Raw genomic sequence first — 20,519 nt, 5'->3', positions numbered from 1 at the left:
GCCTTTTTAGTTATTCGCTTGCCGCGCTACCCGGCTCGGCCATGTCGAACACCACCGAGACATTATGGGTGAAGGTCAGCTCGCCCGCTTCGACCGGCATCGCCTCGCTGCGGGCCATGTCCATGGCCATCATCGGACGCGGCCCGCCACCGCCGCCGTTCTCGGTGATTGTGCGCACCGGGCCCAGATCCATGCCGGCGGCTTCGGCCAGCTGCTGCGCCTTGCGCATCGCATCCTTGACCGCCTCGCCGCGGATCCTGTCGGTGACCGCGGCGGGATCCTCAACGCCAAAGCTCAACCCCTGGAACTGGTTGGCGCCCGCGGTCAGCACTGTATCCAGCACCATCCCCAGACGGTCCAGATCGCGCACCCGCACCATCAGCGTGTTCGACGCCTGAAAACCAGTGATCTCGCGCCGGCCGCCGTTGTCGTAGGAGCGGTCCTGCGACCAGACCGGATGCATCGCGATCTGCTGGGTCTGCATGTCGGCACCGGCGATGCCGCCGTCTTTCAGCTGCGCAATCACCGCCCCCATCGCCTCGGACACAGCCGCCATGGCAGCCGCGGCTTCCTCTGCCTCCTCGGTCACGCCCAGGGTGATGGTTGCCAGTTCCGGCGCCATCTGCAGGGTGCTTTCGCCATTGACCGTGATCTGCCGCTGCGCGGCGGCTTCGCTTGCGGCTGCAGCGCCTGCCCCCATCGACAGCATCAGTGCGGCGGCCAGAAGTTTCCTTGCTTTCATCTTCAAAAGCTCCTTTTTCGAATGCCCCTTAGATGGGGACGGCAAACTGCCGCCCGCAAGCCCCGCCGGAAGTCTTTTCCTTTAACTCGGCAATCTCCTGCTTTAAGGTCCGCGGCAAAACACCGGGCGCGTCGGGCGGCCCCGGGCAGTATGGATTTGGATGGTTTGACCCACGGCATGAAACCGGCTTTTGCTCTTTCGCTTTCCGCTGATGGTATTGCGCTTCTCTATCGCGCCGAAGACGGCTGGCGGCACGTGGGCAGCACCCCGTTTGACGCCGGGGATCTGCCTGCTGCGCTGGCGGACATACGCGCCGATGCGCTGCGGCTGGCGCCGGACGGCGTGTTCAGCAAGCTGATCCTGCCAGAGGACCAGATCCGCTATCTGACATTGGAAACCGGTGAGCTGCCGGCAGAGGCGCGGATTGCCGCCGCCAGGGCTGCGCTGGAAGGGGCGACGCCTTATCCGGTGGACGAGCTGGCCTTTGACATCAGCGCCGACGGCAGCCTGACCCATGTTGCCGCCGTGGCGCTGGAAACGCTGGACGAGGCGGAAACCTTTGCGGTGGAGCATGGCTTTGGCCCGGTGAGCTTTGTCGCGGCACCCGAAGACAGCGGATTTCAGGGCGAGCCGTTCTTTGGCACCACCCGTGCGATCCGCGGCACCGAGGTAGAGCCCGACAGCGAAGCGGTAGAGGTTGCCGGCCCGGCCAAGCTGCCGGCGCCAGTGGCAGAGGACGCGGCAGAAGACAGCCCGCCCGCCCCGGCAGAGGACACACCGGAGCCGTCCGCGGACACTGCCGCCGAACAGCCGGCGGAGCAGCAGCCGCCCGCTCCGGCCGCCAGCCTGGACCCGCCGCAGCCGCCCCAGGCGCCCGCGCAGAAACCGGACGCGGAAGCAGCAAAAGAAGACGCGCCTGTGGATGCCCCGGCGCTGCCCGCCGATGCGAAGGCGCCGGTCAGCCTTCCGCCTGCGCCGCCGGCACCGGCAGCCGGCGGCTCCGCGCAGGAGGGCAACGGGTTCTCCAGCATCCGCAGCAAAGCTGCGGCCGCAAACTCCTCAGCTCCGCCTGTTCAGGGTCCGGCGCCAGCGCCTGACCGGGTTCCCCCGCCTCTTGCGGCGAAACCGCTGGGGGCCACCGTTGCGGCCAAGCCCGCGGATCAGGCCGGCGCCGCCGCGCCGCAGCCAAAGATCCCGCCCGCCCCCGCAGCGCTGCGTGAAGCTGCCGCAGCTCCGGCCCCGCTGCCCAAGGAGGATGCCGGCAAACCGGCAGCCAAAGGCAAGCCGCGCTACCTTGGGGTGATCCTGACGGCCCTGCTGCTGCTGTTCATGGCCACTGTCGCAGTTTGGGCGGTATTCGGTGAAAGCGGCTTCTTCTCGGACACGCCTGCCGAGAACAGCGGCCTTGCACCCGAAGGCGCACCCGGCAGCCCCCCGCCGGACGGGGCAGACAGCCCGGCCGCCGTGGTGCCGCAGCCCGGCACGGATGCGGATGATGCCGCCATCGCGCCGCAGGTCAGCGTGCTGGCGGATCAGCCCGACCCCGGCGTGCAGGTCCTTGGCGCTGCCGCGGATGCCCCCACTGGCGAAGCGGCCCTGGCGGACGTGCTTGACAGCGGGCAGGAGCCCTCTGCCGAAGACGAAGCTGCCGCGGATGGCGCGGAGCTGCCTGACGAGACCGCTGAGGCTGACGCGGCAATTCCGGACGCGCTGGAGGACTTCGAAACGGAGGAAGGCTTGCCGGCGCCTGCCGCCCCGGCGCAGGCACCGCAGCAAGAGCCGCTGGACGAACTGGCCTTGGCTGCGCGCTATGCCGCGACCGGGGTATGGCCGGTTGCGCCGGATCTTGGAACCAGCCCCGCTGCGCCTGGCCTTGATGAGCTTTATACCGCCTCCATTGACCAGCCGGACATCGCCGCCGATGCGGTGGCGCTGCCGCAGCCGGAGTCCTTTGCCGAGGATGACAGGCTGGCGGCGATTGCCTCCCCCGCCGTGGCGGGTGCGGACTTTGACCTGGACGCCCGCGGACTGGTCAAGGCCAGCCCCAAAGGCACACTCAACCCCGACGGCATCACGGTCTACCTGGGCCGCCCGAAGAAGGTGCCGCCGCGCGCACCGGAGCGCAGCGACCCGGCCGCCGAAGCCCTGGCCGAAGAGGTGGCCCGCAATCAGGTGCTGTCGCGCAAGCGCCCCAAAGCCCGGCCCGCGGATCTGGAGGAACAGACCGAGCGCGCCCGGCTGGGCGGCCTCAGCCGGGCCGAACTCGCCTCGCTGCGCCCGCGCCAGCGCCCGGCCAGCGTGAAACCGGCCGGGGAAGAGCAGATGGCGGCCACCGCCCTGGCCATTGCCGCCTCGGCGGTGCCGCGCGAGCGGCCTGCGAATTTCGCCAATCTGGTGGACCGCGCCCGCCGCAATGCCCAGAACCAGGTGCAGACCGCCGCGGCCGTGCCCGCCGCTGCCGCTGCTGCCGCGCCGCGCATCCCGACCGAAGCGTCGGTCGCCCGCCGCGCCACGGTCAACAACGCCCTCAATCTGCGCAAGCTGAACCTGATCGGGGTTTACGGCACCGCCTCTGACCGCCGCGCGCTGGTCCGGCTGCCGTCGGGCCGCTACATGAAGGTGCGGGTCGGCGACCGCATGGACGGCGGCCGGGTGATTGCCATCGGCGAAAGCCAGCTGCAGTACCAGAAGGGCGGCCGCAACCGCACTCTGAAGATGCCCAACAGCTAAGCATCCGGGCGGGACGGCATTTTGCCCCTGCCCCCTACCCCCTGCCCCCGGTCTGCAGGCAGCCGGGCCCCGAACACGCAGACGAACACGAAAAAGCCGGGCCCGCAGTGCGGACCCGGCCCTGTCACTCAAGCGCCAGCGGTTACTCGGCGGCCTGGATCTCGCCGTTTTCGATCTGCTCCCGCTCGATCGATTCAAACAGCGCCTTGAAGTTGCCCTCGCCGAAGCCGTCGTCGCCCTTGCGCTGGATGAACTCAAAGAAGATCGGCCCGATCACGGTCTTGGAGAAGATCTGCAGCAGGATCTTGGTCTCGCCGCCGTCAACCACGCCTTCGCCGTCGATCAGGATGCCGTGTTTCTTCATCCGGTCCAGCGGCTCTTCATGGCCCTGCACGCGCTCGTGGCTCAGGTCGTAATAGCTCTCCGGCGGGGCAGGCATGAACTTGATGCCGCGCTCCGAAATCTCATCGGTGGAGTCATAGATGTTCTCGGTGCCGACGGCGATGTGCTGGATGCCCTCGCCCTTGTACTTCTTCAGGTAGGAGACGATCTGCCCGGTTTCGCCGCGGTCCTCGTTGATCGGGATCCGGATACGGCCGCAGGGCGAGGTCAGTGCGCGGCTCAGGAGGCCGGTGTATTTCCCTTCGATGTCGAAGAAGCGGATCTCCTTGAAGTTGAACAGCTCGCCGTAGAACTTGAACCACTTGTCCATGTTGCCCTTGTAGACGTTGTGGGTCAGGTGATCGAGGTAGTAGAAGCCGACGCCGCGCGGCTTGGACTGCTTCAGCCACTCGAATTCCTCATTGTAGGGCGAGGTTTCATAGTACTGGTCGATGAAGTAGATCAGCGAGCCGCCGATGCCCTTGATCGCGGGCACGTCCATGGTCTTGTCATCGCCGTCATAGGCTTCGGCGCCCATGGCGACGGCATGTTCGAACGCCTTCTGCGCATCGGCCACGCGCCAGCCCATCGACGGGGCACAGGGGCCATGCTCTGCGACGAATTTTTCGGCAAAGCTGCCGGCCTCGGCATTCAGGATATAGGTGATGTCGCCCTGCTGCCACAGCTCAACGCCGGGCTTTTGCTTGTGGCGGCCGACCAACTCATAGCCCATCCGGGTGAACAGGTCCCGCAGTTCCTGCGGCTCCGGGCTGGCAAATTCAACAAATTCAAAGCCATCGGTGCCAGCGGGGTTTTCCGGGGTGATCTCGGATTTCGGGGCATTGTGGGGGAACGGACCCATTGCGCGTCTCCTTCATCTGATGTGGGGACAGGATTAAATCTTGCGCCAAGAATACCGCATTTCCGATACAGGTTTTCCGCGTAGTTTAGCGCGCGCCGCTTGCTTTATGCGCAGGTTTTTCACATTCTTCCTGAAAAACGGAGAAATCCCGCATGCTGGATCCGACAGACACGAAACTTCTCGCGGCGCTGCAAAAAGACGCGCATCTGACCGCGCAGCAGCTTGGCGAGCTGCTCAACCTGTCGCCCAGCCAGGCCGGGCGGCGGCGCCAGCGGCTGGAGACGGAAGGCTATATCGAGGGCTATGCGGCGCGGCTGAACCCGGCCAAACTGGGGCTTGCGGTGCAGGGATTTGTGCAGGTGCATCTGGGCAGCCACGGCCCCGAGCAGTCCAAGGGGTTCGCCCGGCTGGTGGCCAGCCAGCCGCAGATCACCTCCGCCTGGACGATGACCGGCGAGGCCGATTACCTGCTGCGCGTCTACTGCGCCGACCTGCAGGCGCTGAACACGCTGATTCACGAAATTCTGCTGCCCCACCCGGGCGTTTCACGCGTCCAGAGCCAGATCGTAATGGCACAATTAAAACGAGATGCGCCGCTGCCGACTTAACTACTCGGGAAGGGTTTGGGCGTAAGACGAACGCAACGACTACTCAAACAGAAGTGGAATTTGCCGTGTCTTTTGTTGACCGCCGTGTTGAAACGCGCCCAAGCAGCGGCGAGGCTCCCTTTGGCCTCCATGAAGTGTTCTTCTCCAGGACTGACGGCCGCGGCGTGATCCAGGCCGGGAACTATGTGTTCCGGCGGGTGGGCGCCTACCCCTGGGAGGAGCTGATCGGCGCGCCGCACAAGCTGATCCGCCACCCGGACATGCCCAAGGGCGTGTTTTCTTTGTTCTGGGACACGATCCAGCGCGGCGACCCCATGGGCGCCTATGTCAAGAACAAGTCCAAGGACGGGCTGTACTACTGGGTGTTTGCCGTGGTTGTCCCCTGCCAGGACGGCTACCTCTCTGCCCGGATCAAGCCCAGCAGCAAACTGTTCGGCGAGGTGCGCGCCTTTTACGCCCAGATGCTCAAGCGCGAGAAAGACCAGGGGGTCAAACCTGAGGACAGCGCCCAGTACCTGCTCGACTGGCTGGGCAGTCACGGCTACGAGAATTACCACCAGTTCGCCGCCCACGCGCTGAGCCAGGAGCTGATCGCCCGCGATACCGGCCTCAGCAACCAGCCGCACGCCCGCATCCGGGAGCTGACCGGCATGCTGCGCAATGCCGAAACCCTGGTCGAGGAAACCGAAGGTCTGATCGCCGATTTCGACGCCATGCACACGATCCCGCACAACCTGCGGGTGCTGGCCTCGCGGATTGAGCCGTCGGGCGGCCCGGTCACCGTGCTGTCGCAGAACTATGGCTCCATGTCGCGCGAGATGTCGGACTGGTTCGCGGCGCATGTGATGGGCAAGAACAGCAACTTCGCCAAGATCAAATCCTCCGTCAACAACAGCCTGTTTGTCGAAGGCATGGCGCGGATCCTGATCGAATGCGACAACCAGCTGCAAAAAGAACGCCGCGAACTGGGGAATGTCGACATGGAGGCCGAGCGCAAGATCCTCGGCGATTTGGTGAAGGACCAGGTCAAGCGCTCGCAGGACGGCATGAAGGAAGTCGATCAGGAAGCCGAGCGCATCACCAGCGCCTGCCAGGTCATGCACCGGCATTTCCTCGGCCTCAGCTCGACCCGGGTGCTGCTGAAGATCGAAAGCGCCAGGCTGACCGATTCTGGCGAAACCCTGGCCGATATCATCGACCAGCTCGGCGGTTTCCAGGAGCGGATTTCGCGGCGGCTGGACCGGATCGGCAAGCTCAGCGAAGAAATCCGCCTGCTGGAGCAATAATTCCGCGGCGCCGGCCCCCGGGCAGGCGCCGAATTGCCTTATCAGCGTGCCGCAGCTGCCAAAGCCATTGCCAAGGTACCGGCGCGCTTGCGATACCTTCTGTATGGAAGAGTTTTTTTACCAGGCAACCGTTTATCTGGCAGCCGCCGTCATCGCGGTGCCGCTGGCCGCACGTCTCGGCCTTGGCTCGGTGCTGGGCTACCTGGCGGCGGGCATTGCCATCGGCCCGGTGCTTGGCCTGACCGGCACCGAAACCGAGGATCTGCGCCATTTCGCGGAGTTCGGCGTGGTCATGATGCTGTTCCTGATCGGGCTGGAGCTGGAGCCGCGCGCGCTGTGGGCGATGCGGCACAAGCTGCTGGGACTGGGCGGCATGCAGATTTCGCTGTCCACCCTTGCCCTGATGGGGGCAGCCATGGCGATGGGCCAGCCCTGGCACGTCAGCCTGGCCATCGGCCTGGCGCTGTCGCTCTCTTCCACCGCGATCGTGCTGCAGACGCTGTCCGAAAAGGGGCTGATGCGCACCGGCGGCGGCCGCTCGGCCTTTTCGGTGCTGCTGACCCAGGACATTGCGGTGATTCCGATACTGGCCTTCCTGCCGCTGCTTGGCTCTTATGCAATCCCGCAGTTCTCCAGCGATGGCTCCATCATTCTGGAAAGCGACAGCCACGGCGCGGGCCACGGGTCCCTGTCGCTGGTGGACGGGCTGCCCGGCTGGGCGGTGACGCTGGTCACCCTCGCCGCCATTGCCTTTATCATCCTCGCGGGCATCTACCTCACCCGGCCGCTGTTCCGCTTCATCCACGCCTCCAACCTGCGCGAGATGTACACCGCGCTGGCGCTGATGATCGTGGTCGGCATCTCCTTCCTGATGACGCTGGTCGGCCTGTCGCCGGCGCTCGGCGCCTTTCTGGCGGGCGTGGTGCTAGCCAACTCGGAATTCCGGCATGAACTGGAAAGCGACCTCAACCCCTTCAAGGGGCTTCTGCTGGGGCTGTTCTTCATCACCGTCGGCGCAGGCATCGACTACCGCCAGCTCCTGGCGGATCCCGCCGACCTGATCGGACTGGCCGCGCTGGTGATCTTTGCCAAGGGCGCAGTGCTGTTTGCGGTTGGCCGCGCCTTTGGCCTGCGCCGCCGCGGGCTGTGGCTGTTCACCCTCAGCCTGGCCCAGGCCGGGGAGTTCGGCTTTGTGCTGCTCACCTTCTCGCGCCAGCTGAATGTGATCCCGGCGGCCCTGTCGGAAAAGCTGCTGCTGGTGATTGCCCTGTCGATGCTGATCACGCCGCTGCTGTTCATCCTCTATGACTTCCTGTCCAAACGCATGGCCGACGCCCGCCAGGAGCACGAGCCGGACGAGATCGACGAGGAAGGCCCGGTCATCATCGCGGGCATCGGCCGCTTCGGGCAGATCGTCAACCGGCTGGTTCAGGCCAGCGGTTTCAAGACCGTGGTGCTGGACCACGACATGGAGGCGGTGCAGCTGATGCGCCGCTTCGGGGTCAAGAGCTTTCTGGGCGACCCCACCCGCCCGGAGCTTCTGAAAGCGGCCGGCATTGCCAAGGCCAAGGTGTTTGTCGTGGCGCTGGATGATCCCGAAGGGGTGGTCAAGATGGTGTCCCATGTGCGCCGCGCCTACCCGGACCTGCACATCATCGCCCGCGCCAAGGACCGCAACCACGTCTACGAGCTCTATCAGGCCGGCGCCGACGACATCGTGCGCGAGCTATTCGACAGCTCGGTCCGGGCGGGCCGCTACGTGCTGGAGAACGTGGGCCTCACCGAATACGAGGCGGCGCAGGCGGCGCAGACTTTCTACAATCACGACCGCCAGAACCTGCGCGATCTGGCCGAGCACTGGGTCCCCGGCACCCCGGCCAGCCAGAACCCCGCCTATATCGAACGGGCGCGGGAACTGGAAAAGGCCCTCGAAAGCGCGATTTTCGAAATGGCAGAGCGCAAGCGGAAGAAATCCTCCGAGGCCGCCGAATAAAAAAGCCCCGGCGCAGGCCGGGGCTTCGTTTTAGCAACTGAGACAGACGCTCAGCCGTCCGAGACCCCCGCCTCGGCAAAGGTTGCCATACCGCTGTGACAGGCAATCGCGCCTTTCAGCACCTGGATCGCCAGCGCCGCGCCGGAGGCCTCGCCCAGCCGCAGACCCAGCGACAAGAGCGGCTGCTTGCCCAGTTTGCCGAGCAGCACCGGATGGGCGCCCTCGGCGCTTTGGTGGCCCGCCAAGGCGTGGTCCAGCGCCCCGTCTGCGGTTTGCAGCAGGCAGGCGGCGGCGGCGCAGCAGATGAAGCCGTCCAGGATCACCGGGATGCGCAGCACCCGGGCCGCGGCAATGGCGCCGGCCATGGCGGCAATCTCGCGCCCGCCGAGGCAGGCCAGCGCATCCAGCCCATCCCGGATGGCGTCTTTGTGCAGCGCCACGCCTTCGGCCACCACCCGGGTCTTGTTGGCAAGACCGGCATCATCCACGCCGGTGCCGCGGCCGGTCCAGTCAGCCGCGTCTCCGCCGAACAGGGCACAGGCCAGCGCCGCCGCCGGGGTGGTGTTGCCGATGCCCATCTCGCCAACCACCAGCAGGTCGGCGATGGGGTCCACTGCGGTCCAGCCCGTCCGCAGGGCGGCCAGCAGCTCATCCTGGGTCATGGCCGGGCCTTGGGTGAAATCGCCGGCCGGGCGGTCCAGCTCCAGCGCATGCACATCCATGCGGGCGCCTGCCAGCTTGGCCAGCTGGTTGATCGCGGCGCCGCCGTGCTGGAAGTTGATAACCATCTGCGCGGTAACCTCCGGCGGAAAGGCCGAAACGCCTTGCGCTGTCACGCCGTGATTGCCGGCAAAGACGATCACCTGCGGCGCGGCGATTTCGGGCCGGTCGCTGCCGCGCCAGCCGCCGTACCAGATCGCCAGGTCTTCCAGCCGCCCCAGCGCGCCCGGCGGTTTGGTCAGCTGGCTGTTGCGGGCGGCAGCGCCCTGCAGCGCGGCCTGGTCCTGGGCCGGCGCTGCAGCCAGTGCGGCGCGGAAATCATCAAGGGAGGAAAGCTGTGGCAGCATGTGAAAGCCTCGTTGCATCTGAGCGGGTGACGCGGATAAAGCGGTTGGCAATCTGTTTAACCGCTGGCGGCAGTGCCGCAAGCCCCGCAATAGGCCCGTAAATGCGAAAAAACGACATCCAGGCAAATGACGTGCTTCTGGCGCTGGTGCTGCTGACCCGGCTGCCGCTGCCGCATCTGCCGCCGCAAGCGTTTGAGCGTCAGGCCAAGGCGGTCTGGGCATTTCCGCTGGCCGGGCTGGCGGTGGCCCTGCCCGCAGCACTGCTGGCCGCGCTGGCGCTGGCGGCGGGCCTGCCGCCCGCGGTGGCCGCCGGGCTGGCGCTGGCGGTTCAGGTGCTGCTGACCGGTGCCATGCATGAGGACGGGCTGGCCGATACCGCCGACGGGCTGTGGGGCGGCTTCAACCGCGAGCGGCGGCTGGAGATCATGAAGGACAGCCGCACCGGGGCCTACGGGGTGATCGCGCTGATCCTGGGGTTCGGCCTGCGCTGGACCGCGCTGGCCGCCTTGCTGCAGGTTGCAGGACCCTGGCCGCTGCTGGCGCTGGCGATGATGAGCCGGGCGGTGATGCCCGCGCTGATGGCGGCGCTGCCCAATGCGCGCTCGGCGGGGCTGTCGCAAACCGTGGGACGCCCCCGCGCTCTGCCCTGCCTTCTGGCCGCAGGGCTTGCAGTATTCCTGTCATTGCCGCTGATTGGCGCGGCGGCCTTTGGCACCGCCCTGGCAATGGGTGCAGCCGCTATGGGGCTGGGCGCGCTGGCCAGGGCCAAGATCGGCGGCCAGACCGGCGACATTCTGGGCGCGGCGCAGCAGGTGGCGGAAATTGCGGGGCTGCTCGCGTTGCTCGTCATCTGCAGCTGAGCCGGACGGGTAAAAAAAAGGGCCGCGCCCTCGCAGGCACGGCCCTTTTGTCTTGGGATCGGGCTGATCAGGCAGCACGGGAGGTCAGAACCTCATCCACCTGCTTGGCGGCGGCGATCTCATCATTGCCGGAGACGGCGGCCACTTCGCGGGTCAGGCGCTCCAGCGCGGCCTCATACAGCTGGCGCTCGGAGTAGCTCTGCTCGCGCTGATCGTCCGTGCGATGCAGGTCGCGGACCACTTCGGCGATCGAGATCAGGTCGCCGGAGTTGATCTTCTGCTCATACTCCTGGGCGCGGCGCGACCACATCGCGCGCTTCACCTTGGCCTTGCCCTTGAGCGTCTTCATCGCCTGCTCGATCACATCGGGCGAGCTCAGCGAACGCATCCCCACTTCGGTCGCCTTGTTGGTCGGCACCCGCAGGGTCATCTTGTCCTTCTCAAAAGTGATCACGAAAAGCTCCAGCGCAAAGCCGGCCACTTCCTGCTCCTCGATCGAGATGATCTGGCCAACGCCATGCGCCGGGTAAACCACGTAATCATCGGGGCGGAATTCGAGCTTCTTCGACTTGGTCATACAGGTTTTTCCTCACTCACAGCCGGGCGGCACCGGCATTAACGCGAAAAAGCACCGGACTCCGGCCAGTTCGTCTGGACCAGTCCCCGGGACATTTTCTTCGCAGAAATACCGCCCAAAGTACGCACCGCTTAAGGCGTGCGCCCGGGGCGGACTCCGATTTCTTTTGCCTATTGTGGCCTGAGTATATCATAAAAATGGGCCGCCTGAAAGACAGCCCGCTGGTCAGGGACCGCAAAATCCCTATGCAATGCGGCGGTTTTTTGCACAATTGCGCCATCGCTGCGCAGGAGGGAGAATCAGCCGCCTTCGCCGGGTGCCTCGGAGAAATACTTCTCCATCTTGCCCTCTTCGCCGTCGCGTTCTTCGGCGTCGGGCAGCGGGTCCTTCTTGGACACGATCACCGGCCACATTTCAGAGTATTTGCGGTTGAATTCAACCCACTTGTCCATGTCCGGCTCGGTGTCCGGACGGATCGCGTCCGCCGGGCATTCCGGCTCGCAGACGCCGCAGTCGATGCATTCGTCGGGGTGGATCACCAGGGTGTTCTCGCCCTCATAGAAGCAGTCCACCGGGCACACCTCGACACAATCGGTGTATTTGCAGGCGATGCAGTTTTCCGTCACGACATAGGTCATAGTACCGAGTCCCGTTATCCGTTTGCGCCTAGCTAATCCAGACCGGCCAAGGCTTCAAGCCGTCAAAGGGTATCCTGCTTGCGAGTAAGATCAAGCGCCCTGCGGGCTTTTTTGTCCGGGCGGCCTTTTCCTTCGAACCTGGGATTGGCCGGAATTTTTTCCTGCTTTTCCGTCATGTCGGAATAAAGGGCCTGCGCTTCCGGCGCCGGGCCGCGGCGTTCGCCGGTGGCCTCGATGCGGACCACGCGGATCACCTTGCCCTGGGCGAAGGTCAGAACGTCCCCGGGGGAGACGTTCTGAGCCGGTTTCGATGCCTTGGTGCCGTTGACGCGCACATGGCCCGCGCCGACCTGTTTGGCGGCCAGGCTGCGGGTCTTGAAAAACCGCGCATACCACAGCCATTTGTCGATGCGGATCCGGGGCGCGCCGTCGGCCATGGCCGGATCAGTCGCCCTGTTTCAGCCCCATCAGCGCAGCGGCAAAGGGGTTGTCCGGGTCGATCTGCTTTTCCTTCTTGGCGGGACGCGAGGAATAGGTCTTGGCGCCCTTGTCCTGGCGCGGACCGCCCTTGCGGCCCGGTTTGCCGTGGCCGCCTTCGCCGCCGCCTTTGCCGCCGCGCGGCTTGCCCTTGCCGCCCGGTTTGCCGTCGCCCTGCGGACGGCGGTTCTGCTGGCGCTGGCCGCCCTGGCGGCCGCCCCGGGTGCCGCCCCAGGTGAAGGTGTAAAAGACTTCCGTCTCCGCTGCGTCGAGCGCGGCGTCGGCCGCTTCGCCCACCGGGGTTTCAGCCGCAGCAGTCTCTGCAACCGGCGTCTCAGCCACCGGCTCGGCCGGTTCCTCGGCCACCGGGGCAACGCCTGCATCTTCGATCGCTTCGGTGCCTGCGGGCACGTCCGCGGGTGCGGCTTCACCTTCTTCTGCCGGTGCGGCAGCAGGCGTGTTCTCGACCTCTGCGGCGGCGTCCATCACCGGCTTGTCTTCGGACGGGGTGCCGGTTTCGGTCACGACGGCATCCACCGGCTTGACCTTCTGGCGCTCGCCCTTCTCGGCGCTGTAGCCCAGGCCCTGCATCAGGTCGGCGAACTGCTCCAGCGTCATGCCGGTGATCGACAGCATGTCGGCCTTGGCTTCAAAACCGCCGCGGCTGTCTTCGGCGCGCAGCATGTCGGCCAGGCGCTCCAGCATGTCGATGCGGATCATCCGCTCGCCTGCGGCACGGTAGCCGCACATGGTGTCATAGCCCTCGGGCGCGTCCTTGATCGACGGCACGGTGACCAGGCCCGGCGGCGGCGCCTCGGGGAAGTCCTGCAGACCGTTGGCCAGCGACCACAGCACCAGGCGCAGACGCGTCGGCGCAGGCTTCAGCAGAAGCGGCATGAAGATGGTGAACTGGCCGAAGCGGATGCCGTGCTTGCGCAGCGCGCCGCGGGCGTCCTGATCCAGATCCTTCACCTCCTGCGCAACGCCTGCACGCGGCAGCACGCCGAGGTTTTCGACCATCCGGAAGGCAAAACCGCGCGCCAGGCCGGTCAGCTCTTCGTCCTTTTGCAGGTTCAGCAGCGGCTCGAACAGCGCGTTGATCTTGCGGGTGATGAAATGCAGCAGGCGGCGCTCAACCTTCTGGGCGACATCCGGCCCGGCGGCGTCGTCGACGAACACCTCGATCTGCGGGCTCAGCGCGTCCGCGCCGGCCACCAGCTTGCCCACCGCATCGCCGCCCCACATCAGGCCGCCCTGCTCGGTATAATCGATCTCGGTATCGGGTGCGTTATAGAACCGGTCCGCACGCAGATGGAATTGCGGCGCCAAAGCCTGCAGCGAGGCCGCTTTCAAGGCTTTTGCCTCAGCACCCTGCGCGCCTTTGTCCGGGCTGAACCGGAACCCTTCCAGACGGCCGACGAATTCGCCTTCGACCGTCACTTCACCCTTGTCATTCACTTCGGCCAAAAGGGCCTCCTTCTGTTTGAGCCGGCGCAGAAGCACGGATGTGCGCCGGTCCACAAATCGCTGAGTCAAGCGCTCGTGCAGCGCGTCTGACAGTCTGTCTTCTACAGCGCGCGTCTCCCCGCGCCAATGGCTTTCGTCACGCAGCCAGCCATTCCGCTGCGCGACATATGTCCACGTCCGGATAAAGGCCAGACGCTTGGACAGGGTATCTATGTTGCCGTCGGTCCGGTCAATCCGCTTGATCTGGCGGGCCAACCAGTCGTCCGGCACCACACCGCCGCCGTGCAGATGCTCAAAAATAACGCCCAGAAGCGAGGTATGTTCCGCATGGCTGATGCCGCGGAAGTCGGGAATCCGGCAGACATCCCACAGCAGTTTCACCGATTGCGCATTGGTGGTGCGGGCGATGATGGCGGATTCGCGCGACAGCATCTTCAGCGCGCCCAGGTCGTCGGCCTCGCGCGCCTTGGTCAGATGCTCGTTCGAGGGGCTTGATTCGAGCGAGTTGATCAGCGCCTCGACGGTGCCGAACTGCAGATCGGCAGAGCGCCAGTTCAGTTTTTTCAGCGGCGTGAACTGGTGGTTCATGACCGCCGAGGCGGTGCCTTCATCCAGCGGCCGGGCATCGCCGGTAACACCAAAGGTGCCGTGGCTCATGCCGCGGCCGGCGCGGCCTGCGATCTGCGCCAGTTCATTGGGCGCCAAGGGGCGCATCCGGCGGCCGTCAAATTTGGTGGTGGAGGAAAACGCCACATGGTCGATATCGAGGTTGAGCCCCATGCCGATGGCGTCGGTGGCGACCAGGTAATCGACCTCGCCATTCTGGTAGAGCGCCACCTGGGCGTTGCGGGTGCGCGGGGAAAGCGCCCCCATAACCACCGCCGCGCCGCCCTTCTGGCGGCGGATCAGCTCGGCAATGGCATAGACATTATCAACCGAGAACCCGACGATGGCGGTGCGCGGCGGCATCCGGCTTATCTTTTTCGAACCCGTGTAGACCAGATCGGACATCCGCTCGCGGCGGTGGAACTCGACGCCCGGCACCAGTGCCGAAATCGGGCCGCGCATGGTGTCGGCGCCCAGGAACAGAGTTTCCAACGTGCCGCGGGCGCGCAGCAGCCGGTCGGTGAAGACATGGCCGCGCTCCGGGTCGGCGCAGAGCTGGATCTCGTCGATGGCGAGGAAGTCGCAGCCCATGCCCTCGGGCATCGCCTCCACCGTGCAGATCCAGTACTGCGCCCGCGGCGGCACGATGCGCTCCTCGCCGGTGACCAGCGCCACCACCGAGGGCCCGCGGGCCGCAACCACCTTGTCGTAGACCTCGCGCGCAAGCAGGCGCAGCGGGAATCCCATCACCCCGGTGCGGTAGCCCAGCATGCGTTCGATGGCGTAATGGGTTTTGCCGGTGTTGGTCGGGCCCAGGACGGCCACGATCCGCGATGCGCTTGCCATTGCTTCAGCCCCCGCCCCCGAGAGGGCTTAGAGTTCCCTGCCCTCGACAGAGAGCTTCAGACGTTCGAGGGCGCTGCTTACTTCCTCGTGGTGCGGATGTATAGCCTTGGCGCGCTGGTAGGCCTGATAGGCGCGCGCAGGCTCACGGAACTGTTCGAACAGCGCGCCCAGCGCGTAGATGGCGTTGTAATCCTTGGGATTCAAGGCCAGCGCGCGCTCCAGGTCGGCAACTGACGGGCCGTAAAGCCCCATCGCGAAATAGACCCGCGCGCGCTCATACCAGCCGCGGGCGAACTCCGGCGCATGGTCTGTCAGCGCCGTCAGATGCTCTGCCGCCTGCTGCAGATCGCCGCGTTCAATCGCGTCGGTGCCGCGCCGCAGCAGCAGGTCCATGGAGGGCGAGCCGCTTTTGGCCCACAGCGCCTGCAGCTCGCGGTCAATCGCCGCAGCCTCCGTTGCGCCGGCAGAGGCCAGATCCTGCAGCAGCACATCGGCCGGCACGGCCTGCGCCAGCGCCTGCCCGGAGAGGGAAAACGCGGCAGCGGACGCTGTTGCCGCCACGATAGCTTTGAGCTTTGGAAAATTTGCCAGCATGATGCCCCCAGTGTAATCCCGCGCGCTGTATTTTCCAGTATTGGATGCACATGCTTCACAGGTTTGTGCTATAAGCGCGCAAAATAGATTGAGGACCGATATGAGCGTTACCCTTGAACAGGCGGCAGAAGCCCTGAACGGCAAACTGGATGCGGGCGAATTCGATTCCACCGCCAAGTTCCAGATCGAAGGCCTGGGCGCCATCATGCTGGACGGCGCCGGCGCCCGTGCCGGCGATGAAGAAGCGGACGTGACGATGACCGCAGATGCCGACACGTTCCAGGCGATCCTGGACGGTGAGCTGAACCCGACCGCCGCCTTCATGTCCGGCAAGCTAACCATCGACGGCGACATGGGCGCCGCGATGAAGCTGGCGGCGGCGCTGGCCTGATGGACGGCGCCCCGGTGGAGCTGCAGCCCGCCCCCCTGTTCGCGGAGATCGCGCAGGGGCCGGAGAAAGGCGCAGCCCATTGGGTCCAGACCGCTGACGGCCTGCGCATCCGTGCGGGCCATTGGCACCCCGGGGGGACGGCCAAGGGCACGGTCCTGCTGTTCCCCGGGCGCACTGAGTATATCGAGAAATACGGCCTTGCCGCGGCGGAGTTTGCCGCCTGCGGCTATGCCACCCTCACCGCGGACTGGCGCGGCCAGGGGCTGGCCGGGCGGATGCTGGCCGAACGCCGCCTGGGCCACGTGGGCCATTTCACCGATTTCCAGAAAGACGTGCAGGCACTCACGGCGCTGGCGGACCAGCTGGAGCTGCCCCGGCCCTGGTTCCTGGTGGGCCATTCCATGGGCGGCGCCATCGGCTTGCGGGCGCTGATCGAAGGGCTGGACGTCAATGCCTGCTGTTTCACCGGCCCGATGTGGGGCATCCAGATCCCGCCGATGATGCGCCCGCTGGTGCGCGTCCTCAGCGGGATCGCGCCGTATCTGCGCCTGCACGAGCGGCTGCTGCCGACCACTGCGCTGGAGCAATATGTCCAGGTCACCCCGTTTGAAGGCAACACCCTGACCACCGATCCGGAGATGTACCGGATGATGCACGCCCAGCTGGAGGCGCAGCCGGACCTGGCGCTTGGCGGCCCCACCATCCAATGGCTGCGCGTCAGCCTGGAGGAATGCGCCTGGCTGGCGCAGCAGCCCTCCCCCGCGCTGCCCTGCATCACCTTCCTGGGCACCGACGAGCAGATCGTCAACTGCGAGGCCATTCACGCCCGCATGGACCGCTGGCCCGGCGGCGAGCTGGACCTGATCGAAGGCGGCCAGCATGAGGTGATGATGGAAACCCCGGACATCCGCGCCCATGTGTTCTCCCGCATGTGCCGCCTGTTCGAGCAGCACGGCGGCTGACCCCCGCGACATCCCGTTGCCTGTTCAGCGCGCGCCCCTTTTCCCCGGCCGTTACCCGTCTCTGTCATTCTCCTGCGCTGATCCGCCCCCGGCTGCTTGTGATCCCGCAAGCCGCCGCTTAGATGTTGGGTCAAAGCATTTCTCATGACAGGAGCCCCCATGTTCCAGCTTCCCTTCCCCGTCCGCGACGCAAACGCCACTGCCGGTTCCGGCGGCCTCGGCAACCTGCCGGAATGGGACCTCAGCGACCTCTACACCTCCGAGGACGCGCCCGAACTGGCCCGCGATCTGGACTGGCTGCAAAAGGAATGCGCCGCCTTTGCCGCCGACTACGAGGGCAAGCTGGCGGATCTGGACGCAGACGGCCTGCTGGAATGCGTGCAGCGCAACGAAAAGATCAACAACATCGCCGGGCGCATCATGTCCTTTGCGGGCCTGCGCTATTACCAGCTGACCACCGACGCGGACCGCGCGGCCTTCCTGTCGGACTGCCAGGAAAAAGTGACCATCGCCACCACCCCGCTGGTGTTCTTCACGCTGGAGCTGAACCGGATCGAAGATGACGCGATGCAGGCGCATCTGGAGGCCAATGAAGAACTCGCCCGCTATGCCAGCGTGTTCCGCCGCATCCGCGCCATGAAGCCCTACCAACTGTCGGACGAGCTGGAAAAGTTCATGCACGACCTCGGCATTGTCGGCGATGCGTGGGAAAAGCTGTTTGATGAGACCATCGCGGGCCTGACCTTCACTGTCGACGGCGAAGAACTGAACATCGAAGGCACCCTGAACCTGCTGACCGAGCAGGACCGCAGCAAGCGCGAGGCCGCCGCCCGCGAACTGGCACGGGTTTTCGGCGAGAACATCAAGACCTTCGCCCGCGTCCACAACACGCAAGCCAAGGAAAAGGAAATCATCGACCGCTGGCGCGGCATGCCCAGCGCTCAGACCGGCCGCCACCTGTCCAACGATGTTGAACCGGAAGTGGTCGAGGCACTGCGCGAGGCGGTGGTTGCCGCCTACCCCAAGCTCAGCCACCGCTATTACGAGCTGAAGCGCAAATGGCTGGGGCTGGACGTGATGCAGGTCTGGGACCGCAACGCGCCGCTGCCGCTGGAGGATAGCCGCATTATCGGCTGGGACGAGGCCGAAAAGACGGTGATGGAGGCCTATGAGGCCTTTGACCCCCGTATGGGCGAAATCGCAGCCCCCTTCTTCTCGGACGGCTGGATCGACGCCGGCGTGAAACCCGGCAAGGCCCCCGGCGCCTTTGCCCATCCGACCGTCACCAACGTGCACCCCTATGTGATGCTCAACTATCTGGGCAAACCGCGCGACGTGATGACCCTGGCGCATGAACTGGGCCACGGCGTGCATCAGGTGCTGGCGGCCGAACAGGGCGAGATGCTGTCCTCCACCCCGCTGACGCTGGCGGAAACCGCGTCTGTCTTTGGCGAGATGCTCACCTTCCGCAAGATGCTGGACAAGGCCGAAACCAAGGAGCAGCGCAAGGTGCTCTTGGCCGGCAAGGTCGAGGACATGATCAACACGGTTGTGCGCCAGATCGCCTTTTATGACTTCGAATGCAAACTGCACGCCGCCCGTGCCGAGGGTGAGCTGACCCCGGACGACATCAACGCCATCTGGATGTCGGTGCAGGCGGAATCCTTGGGCGAGGCGTTTGAGTACATGGACGGTTACGAGACCTTCTGGGCCTATATCCCGCACTTCGTGCACTCGCCCTTCTACGTCTACGCCTATGCTTTCGGCGATGGCCTGGTGAACGCGCTCTACTCCGTCTATGCGAGCGGCGCCGAAGGCTTCGAGGACAAGTATTTCGAGATGTTGAAGGCTGGCGGCTCCAAGCACCACAAGGAACTGCTGGCGCCCTTTGGCCTCGATGCCACCGACCCCAAGTTCTGGGACAAGGGCCTCAGCATGATCTCCGGCTTCATTGATGATCTGGAGGCGATGGAGGACTGATGCGCCTCTGCCTGCGCCCGGTGGCCCGCAGCGAATTTGATCTGGTCTCCCGCATCCAGGTGACGCCGGATCAGATCCGCTTTAGCGGCACCGTGGCGCAGGCCTTTGAAGAAGATGAGGAGGGCGTGGATTTTCACGCTATCCTCAACGACACCCGCGCGGTGGGCTTCTTCAAGACCGACCGGCTGTATCACGAGACCTATGAGTTCGCCCGGGCGGATGAGCTGGGCCTGCGCGCCTTTATGATCCACAGCCGCGATCAGGGCAAAGGCTATGCCACTGCGGCTGTGCTTGCCCTGAAGCCCTATCTTGCCGCCCGCTACCCGGAGCGCAGCGCGGTGGTGCTGACGGTCAACATGCAGAACCCCGGTGCCATCCGCTGCTACCTGAAGGGCGGTTTTGCCGATACCGGCGGCATCTACCCTCGTGGCCTTGCCGGTCCGCAGCACATTCTGCGGATGAGCCTGGCGGCGGAGCCTTAAGTGGCCGGGAAGGACAGTTTCAAAGACCGCTTCCGCCCGTTCTTTGCTTGGGTCCGCGCGCATGTGCCGCGCGGGCTGAGGCTGGTGCTGGGTATCCTGCTGATCCTTGGCGGGATCTTCGGGTTCCTGCCGGTGCTTGGGTTCTGGATGGTCCCGCTTGGCGTTCTGGTGGCCGCCATGGACATAAAGCTGATCCGCCGTTGGCTGCGGCGCAGAAGGCGGTAAGAGCCCGGCCGGACGCCGGCAGCGCTTATTTCAGTTGGCTGTCCTTGGAGCCGCGCCGGTTGATGCCGCCGCGCGCCTGATGCGCGCCATCGCGTTCCTGCTGGCAGTCGATGCACAGCTTGACGCCCGGGATGGCGGCGCGGCGCTTTTCCGGGATCGGCTCCTCACACTCGGCGCAATGGGTCCGGCTTTCGCCCACCGGGCGCTTTTGCGCCTTCAGGCGTGCAAGTTCATCATTGATCGAAGCTTCGATCTGCTCATTCACCGCGCCGTCCTGCGCCCAGCCGCCAGCCATGGCTCCTCCTCCTGTGCCAGAGGATGTGAATGTAGGGCCGCACAGCCGCCCTGACCAGTGCCCTGCGGCGGCAATAACCGAGTAAATCTATCAACTATTTGATTTTATTGCATTTTCCCTTGACCGCCCTTGTGCCGCCCGATACACAGGATACAGAAATTGCGAGCAAGCCAGACTCACCAGGCCGCAAGCAGCCAGCGCTCCAGCCACCCTTCGGGCCAGCCAGACCGCCAGCGACGCCAGCCACCAGAGTGATTTCAGCCAGCCACGCGCCAGCCTTGCAGCCAGCAGCTTCGCCAGCCATCCCTATCCAGCTTGAGCGCACCCAGCCCGCAGCGGCCAGGCACGCGCCAGACAGGTCCCCCCGCCAGCAACCGCCAGCCCTTCAGGTCAGCCAGGCTGACCCAATGTTTCGCGCGCGAAACATTGGGGAAACACTGCTGCCGTAAA

At 65.5% G+C, this 20,519-nt stretch carries 19 protein-coding genes; 10 read left to right on the top strand and 9 right to left on the bottom strand.

Annotated elements, in window-relative coordinates:
• Window positions 1-10: 10 nt before the first annotated feature.
• Window positions 11-742, bottom strand: coding sequence for an SIMPL domain-containing protein (locus tag PHA8399_RS01165; protein ID WP_058284371.1), 732 nt, complete (start codon window positions 740-742; stop codon window positions 11-13).
• Window positions 743-919: 177 nt separating this feature from the next.
• Here PHA8399_RS01165 and PHA8399_RS01160 point away from each other — a divergent pair, with 177 nt between their 5' ends.
• Window positions 920-3,472, top strand: a complete 2,553-nt coding sequence (locus PHA8399_RS01160; RefSeq protein ID WP_244270124.1) for a hypothetical protein — start codon at window positions 920-922, stop codon at window positions 3,470-3,472.
• A gap of 142 nt (window positions 3,473-3,614) precedes the next feature.
• Here PHA8399_RS01160 and hppD read toward each other — a convergent pair whose 3' ends face one another.
• Window positions 3,615-4,715, bottom strand: coding sequence for a 4-hydroxyphenylpyruvate dioxygenase (gene hppD / locus PHA8399_RS01155; protein WP_058284370.1), 1,101 nt, complete (start codon window positions 4,713-4,715; stop codon window positions 3,615-3,617).
• Between the two features lie 152 nt (window positions 4,716-4,867).
• Between hppD and PHA8399_RS01150 the strand changes: the two genes are divergently transcribed.
• From PHA8399_RS01150 to PHA8399_RS01140, 3 genes are all read left to right on the top strand, one after another.
• A complete protein-coding gene (locus tag PHA8399_RS01150; protein WP_058284369.1) occupies window positions 4,868-5,323 on the top strand; it encodes an Lrp/AsnC family transcriptional regulator in 456 nt (151 codons plus the stop codon).
• A gap of 65 nt (window positions 5,324-5,388) precedes the next feature.
• Window positions 5,389-6,609, top strand: coding sequence for a PAS domain-containing protein (locus tag PHA8399_RS01145; protein WP_058284487.1), 1,221 nt, complete (start codon window positions 5,389-5,391; stop codon window positions 6,607-6,609).
• A 103-nt stretch (window positions 6,610-6,712) separates the two neighbouring features.
• A complete protein-coding gene (locus PHA8399_RS01140; RefSeq protein ID WP_058284368.1) occupies window positions 6,713-8,602 on the top strand; it encodes a monovalent cation:proton antiporter-2 (CPA2) family protein in 1,890 nt (629 codons plus the stop codon).
• 50 nt (window positions 8,603-8,652) lie between these two features.
• On the opposite strand, the gene cobT is transcribed toward PHA8399_RS01140, so the two are convergent.
• A complete protein-coding gene (gene cobT / locus PHA8399_RS01135; RefSeq protein ID WP_058284367.1) occupies window positions 8,653-9,669 on the bottom strand; it encodes a nicotinate-nucleotide--dimethylbenzimidazole phosphoribosyltransferase in 1,017 nt (338 codons plus the stop codon).
• A 101-nt stretch (window positions 9,670-9,770) separates the two neighbouring features.
• On the opposite strand from cobT, the gene cobS reads away from it, so the two are divergent.
• Window positions 9,771-10,529: an adenosylcobinamide-GDP ribazoletransferase gene (cobS, locus tag PHA8399_RS01130; protein ID WP_058284366.1), complete on the top strand. Its 759-nt coding sequence runs from the start codon at window positions 9,771-9,773 to the stop codon at window positions 10,527-10,529.
• A 67-nt stretch (window positions 10,530-10,596) separates the two neighbouring features.
• Here the strand turns inward: cobS and PHA8399_RS01125 are convergent, their stop codons facing one another.
• The 5 genes from PHA8399_RS01125 to PHA8399_RS01105 all read right to left on the bottom strand — a co-directional run bounded on the left by PHA8399_RS01125 (window position 10,597) and on the right by PHA8399_RS01105 (window position 15,734).
• The gene (locus PHA8399_RS01125) at window positions 10,597-11,106 is read right to left on the bottom strand and encodes a CarD family transcriptional regulator (RefSeq protein ID WP_008553660.1); all 510 of its coding nucleotides are present in this window, start codon (window positions 11,104-11,106) and stop codon (window positions 10,597-10,599) included.
• Between the two features lie 299 nt (window positions 11,107-11,405).
• Window positions 11,406-11,744, bottom strand: coding sequence for a ferredoxin FdxA (fdxA, locus tag PHA8399_RS01120; protein WP_027236939.1), 339 nt, complete (start codon window positions 11,742-11,744; stop codon window positions 11,406-11,408).
• 62 nt (window positions 11,745-11,806) lie between these two features.
• The gene (locus PHA8399_RS01115; protein WP_058284365.1) at window positions 11,807-12,181 is read right to left on the bottom strand and encodes an RNA-binding S4 domain-containing protein; all 375 of its coding nucleotides are present in this window, start codon (window positions 12,179-12,181) and stop codon (window positions 11,807-11,809) included.
• Between the two features lie 7 nt (window positions 12,182-12,188).
• Window positions 12,189-15,140 (bottom strand): helicase-related protein, encoded by a 2,952-nt coding sequence (locus tag PHA8399_RS01110; protein WP_058284364.1) that lies wholly within the window; start codon window positions 15,138-15,140, stop codon window positions 12,189-12,191.
• Between the two features lie 27 nt (window positions 15,141-15,167).
• Window positions 15,168-15,734, bottom strand: coding sequence for a tetratricopeptide repeat protein (locus PHA8399_RS01105; protein ID WP_058284363.1), 567 nt, complete (start codon window positions 15,732-15,734; stop codon window positions 15,168-15,170).
• Window positions 15,735-15,834: 100 nt separating this feature from the next.
• On the opposite strand from PHA8399_RS01105, the gene PHA8399_RS01100 reads away from it, so the two are divergent.
• The 5 genes from PHA8399_RS01100 to PHA8399_RS01080 all read left to right on the top strand — a co-directional run bounded on the left by PHA8399_RS01100 (window position 15,835) and on the right by PHA8399_RS01080 (window position 19,774).
• Window positions 15,835-16,125, top strand: a complete 291-nt coding sequence (locus tag PHA8399_RS01100; RefSeq protein WP_008554433.1) for an SCP2 sterol-binding domain-containing protein — start codon at window positions 15,835-15,837, stop codon at window positions 16,123-16,125.
• Window positions 16,125-17,087, top strand: coding sequence for an alpha/beta fold hydrolase (locus PHA8399_RS01095; protein ID WP_058284362.1), 963 nt, complete (start codon window positions 16,125-16,127; stop codon window positions 17,085-17,087). The genes PHA8399_RS01100 and PHA8399_RS01095 overlap by 1 nt, the downstream gene beginning before the upstream one ends.
• Before the next feature lie 159 nt (window positions 17,088-17,246).
• Entirely contained in the window at window positions 17,247-19,067 is a 1,821-nt protein-coding gene (locus PHA8399_RS01090) for a M3 family oligoendopeptidase (protein ID WP_058284361.1), read from the top strand.
• Window positions 19,067-19,549, top strand: a complete 483-nt coding sequence (locus PHA8399_RS01085; RefSeq protein WP_058284360.1) for a GNAT family N-acetyltransferase — start codon at window positions 19,067-19,069, stop codon at window positions 19,547-19,549. Before PHA8399_RS01090 ends, PHA8399_RS01085 begins: the two co-directional genes overlap by 1 nt.
• Window positions 19,550-19,774 (top strand): hypothetical protein, encoded by a 225-nt coding sequence (locus PHA8399_RS01080; RefSeq protein ID WP_027243491.1) that lies wholly within the window; start codon window positions 19,550-19,552, stop codon window positions 19,772-19,774. It abuts the gene before it with no gap.
• Window positions 19,775-19,799: 25 nt separating this feature from the next.
• Here PHA8399_RS01080 and PHA8399_RS01075 read toward each other — a convergent pair whose 3' ends face one another.
• Complete coding sequence (locus PHA8399_RS01075) at window positions 19,800-20,069, bottom strand: DksA/TraR family C4-type zinc finger protein (protein WP_008557604.1); 270 nt, start codon at window positions 20,067-20,069, stop codon at window positions 19,800-19,802.
• Between the last annotated feature and the right edge of the window lie 450 nt (window positions 20,070-20,519).

It is taken from the genome of Leisingera aquaemixtae, from assembly GCF_001458395.1.
Lineage (GTDB): Bacteria > Pseudomonadota > Alphaproteobacteria > Rhodobacterales > Rhodobacteraceae > Leisingera > Leisingera aquaemixtae.
Note: the sequence above shows the minus strand (reverse complement) of the source record. Positions and strands in the feature narration are given on the sequence as shown.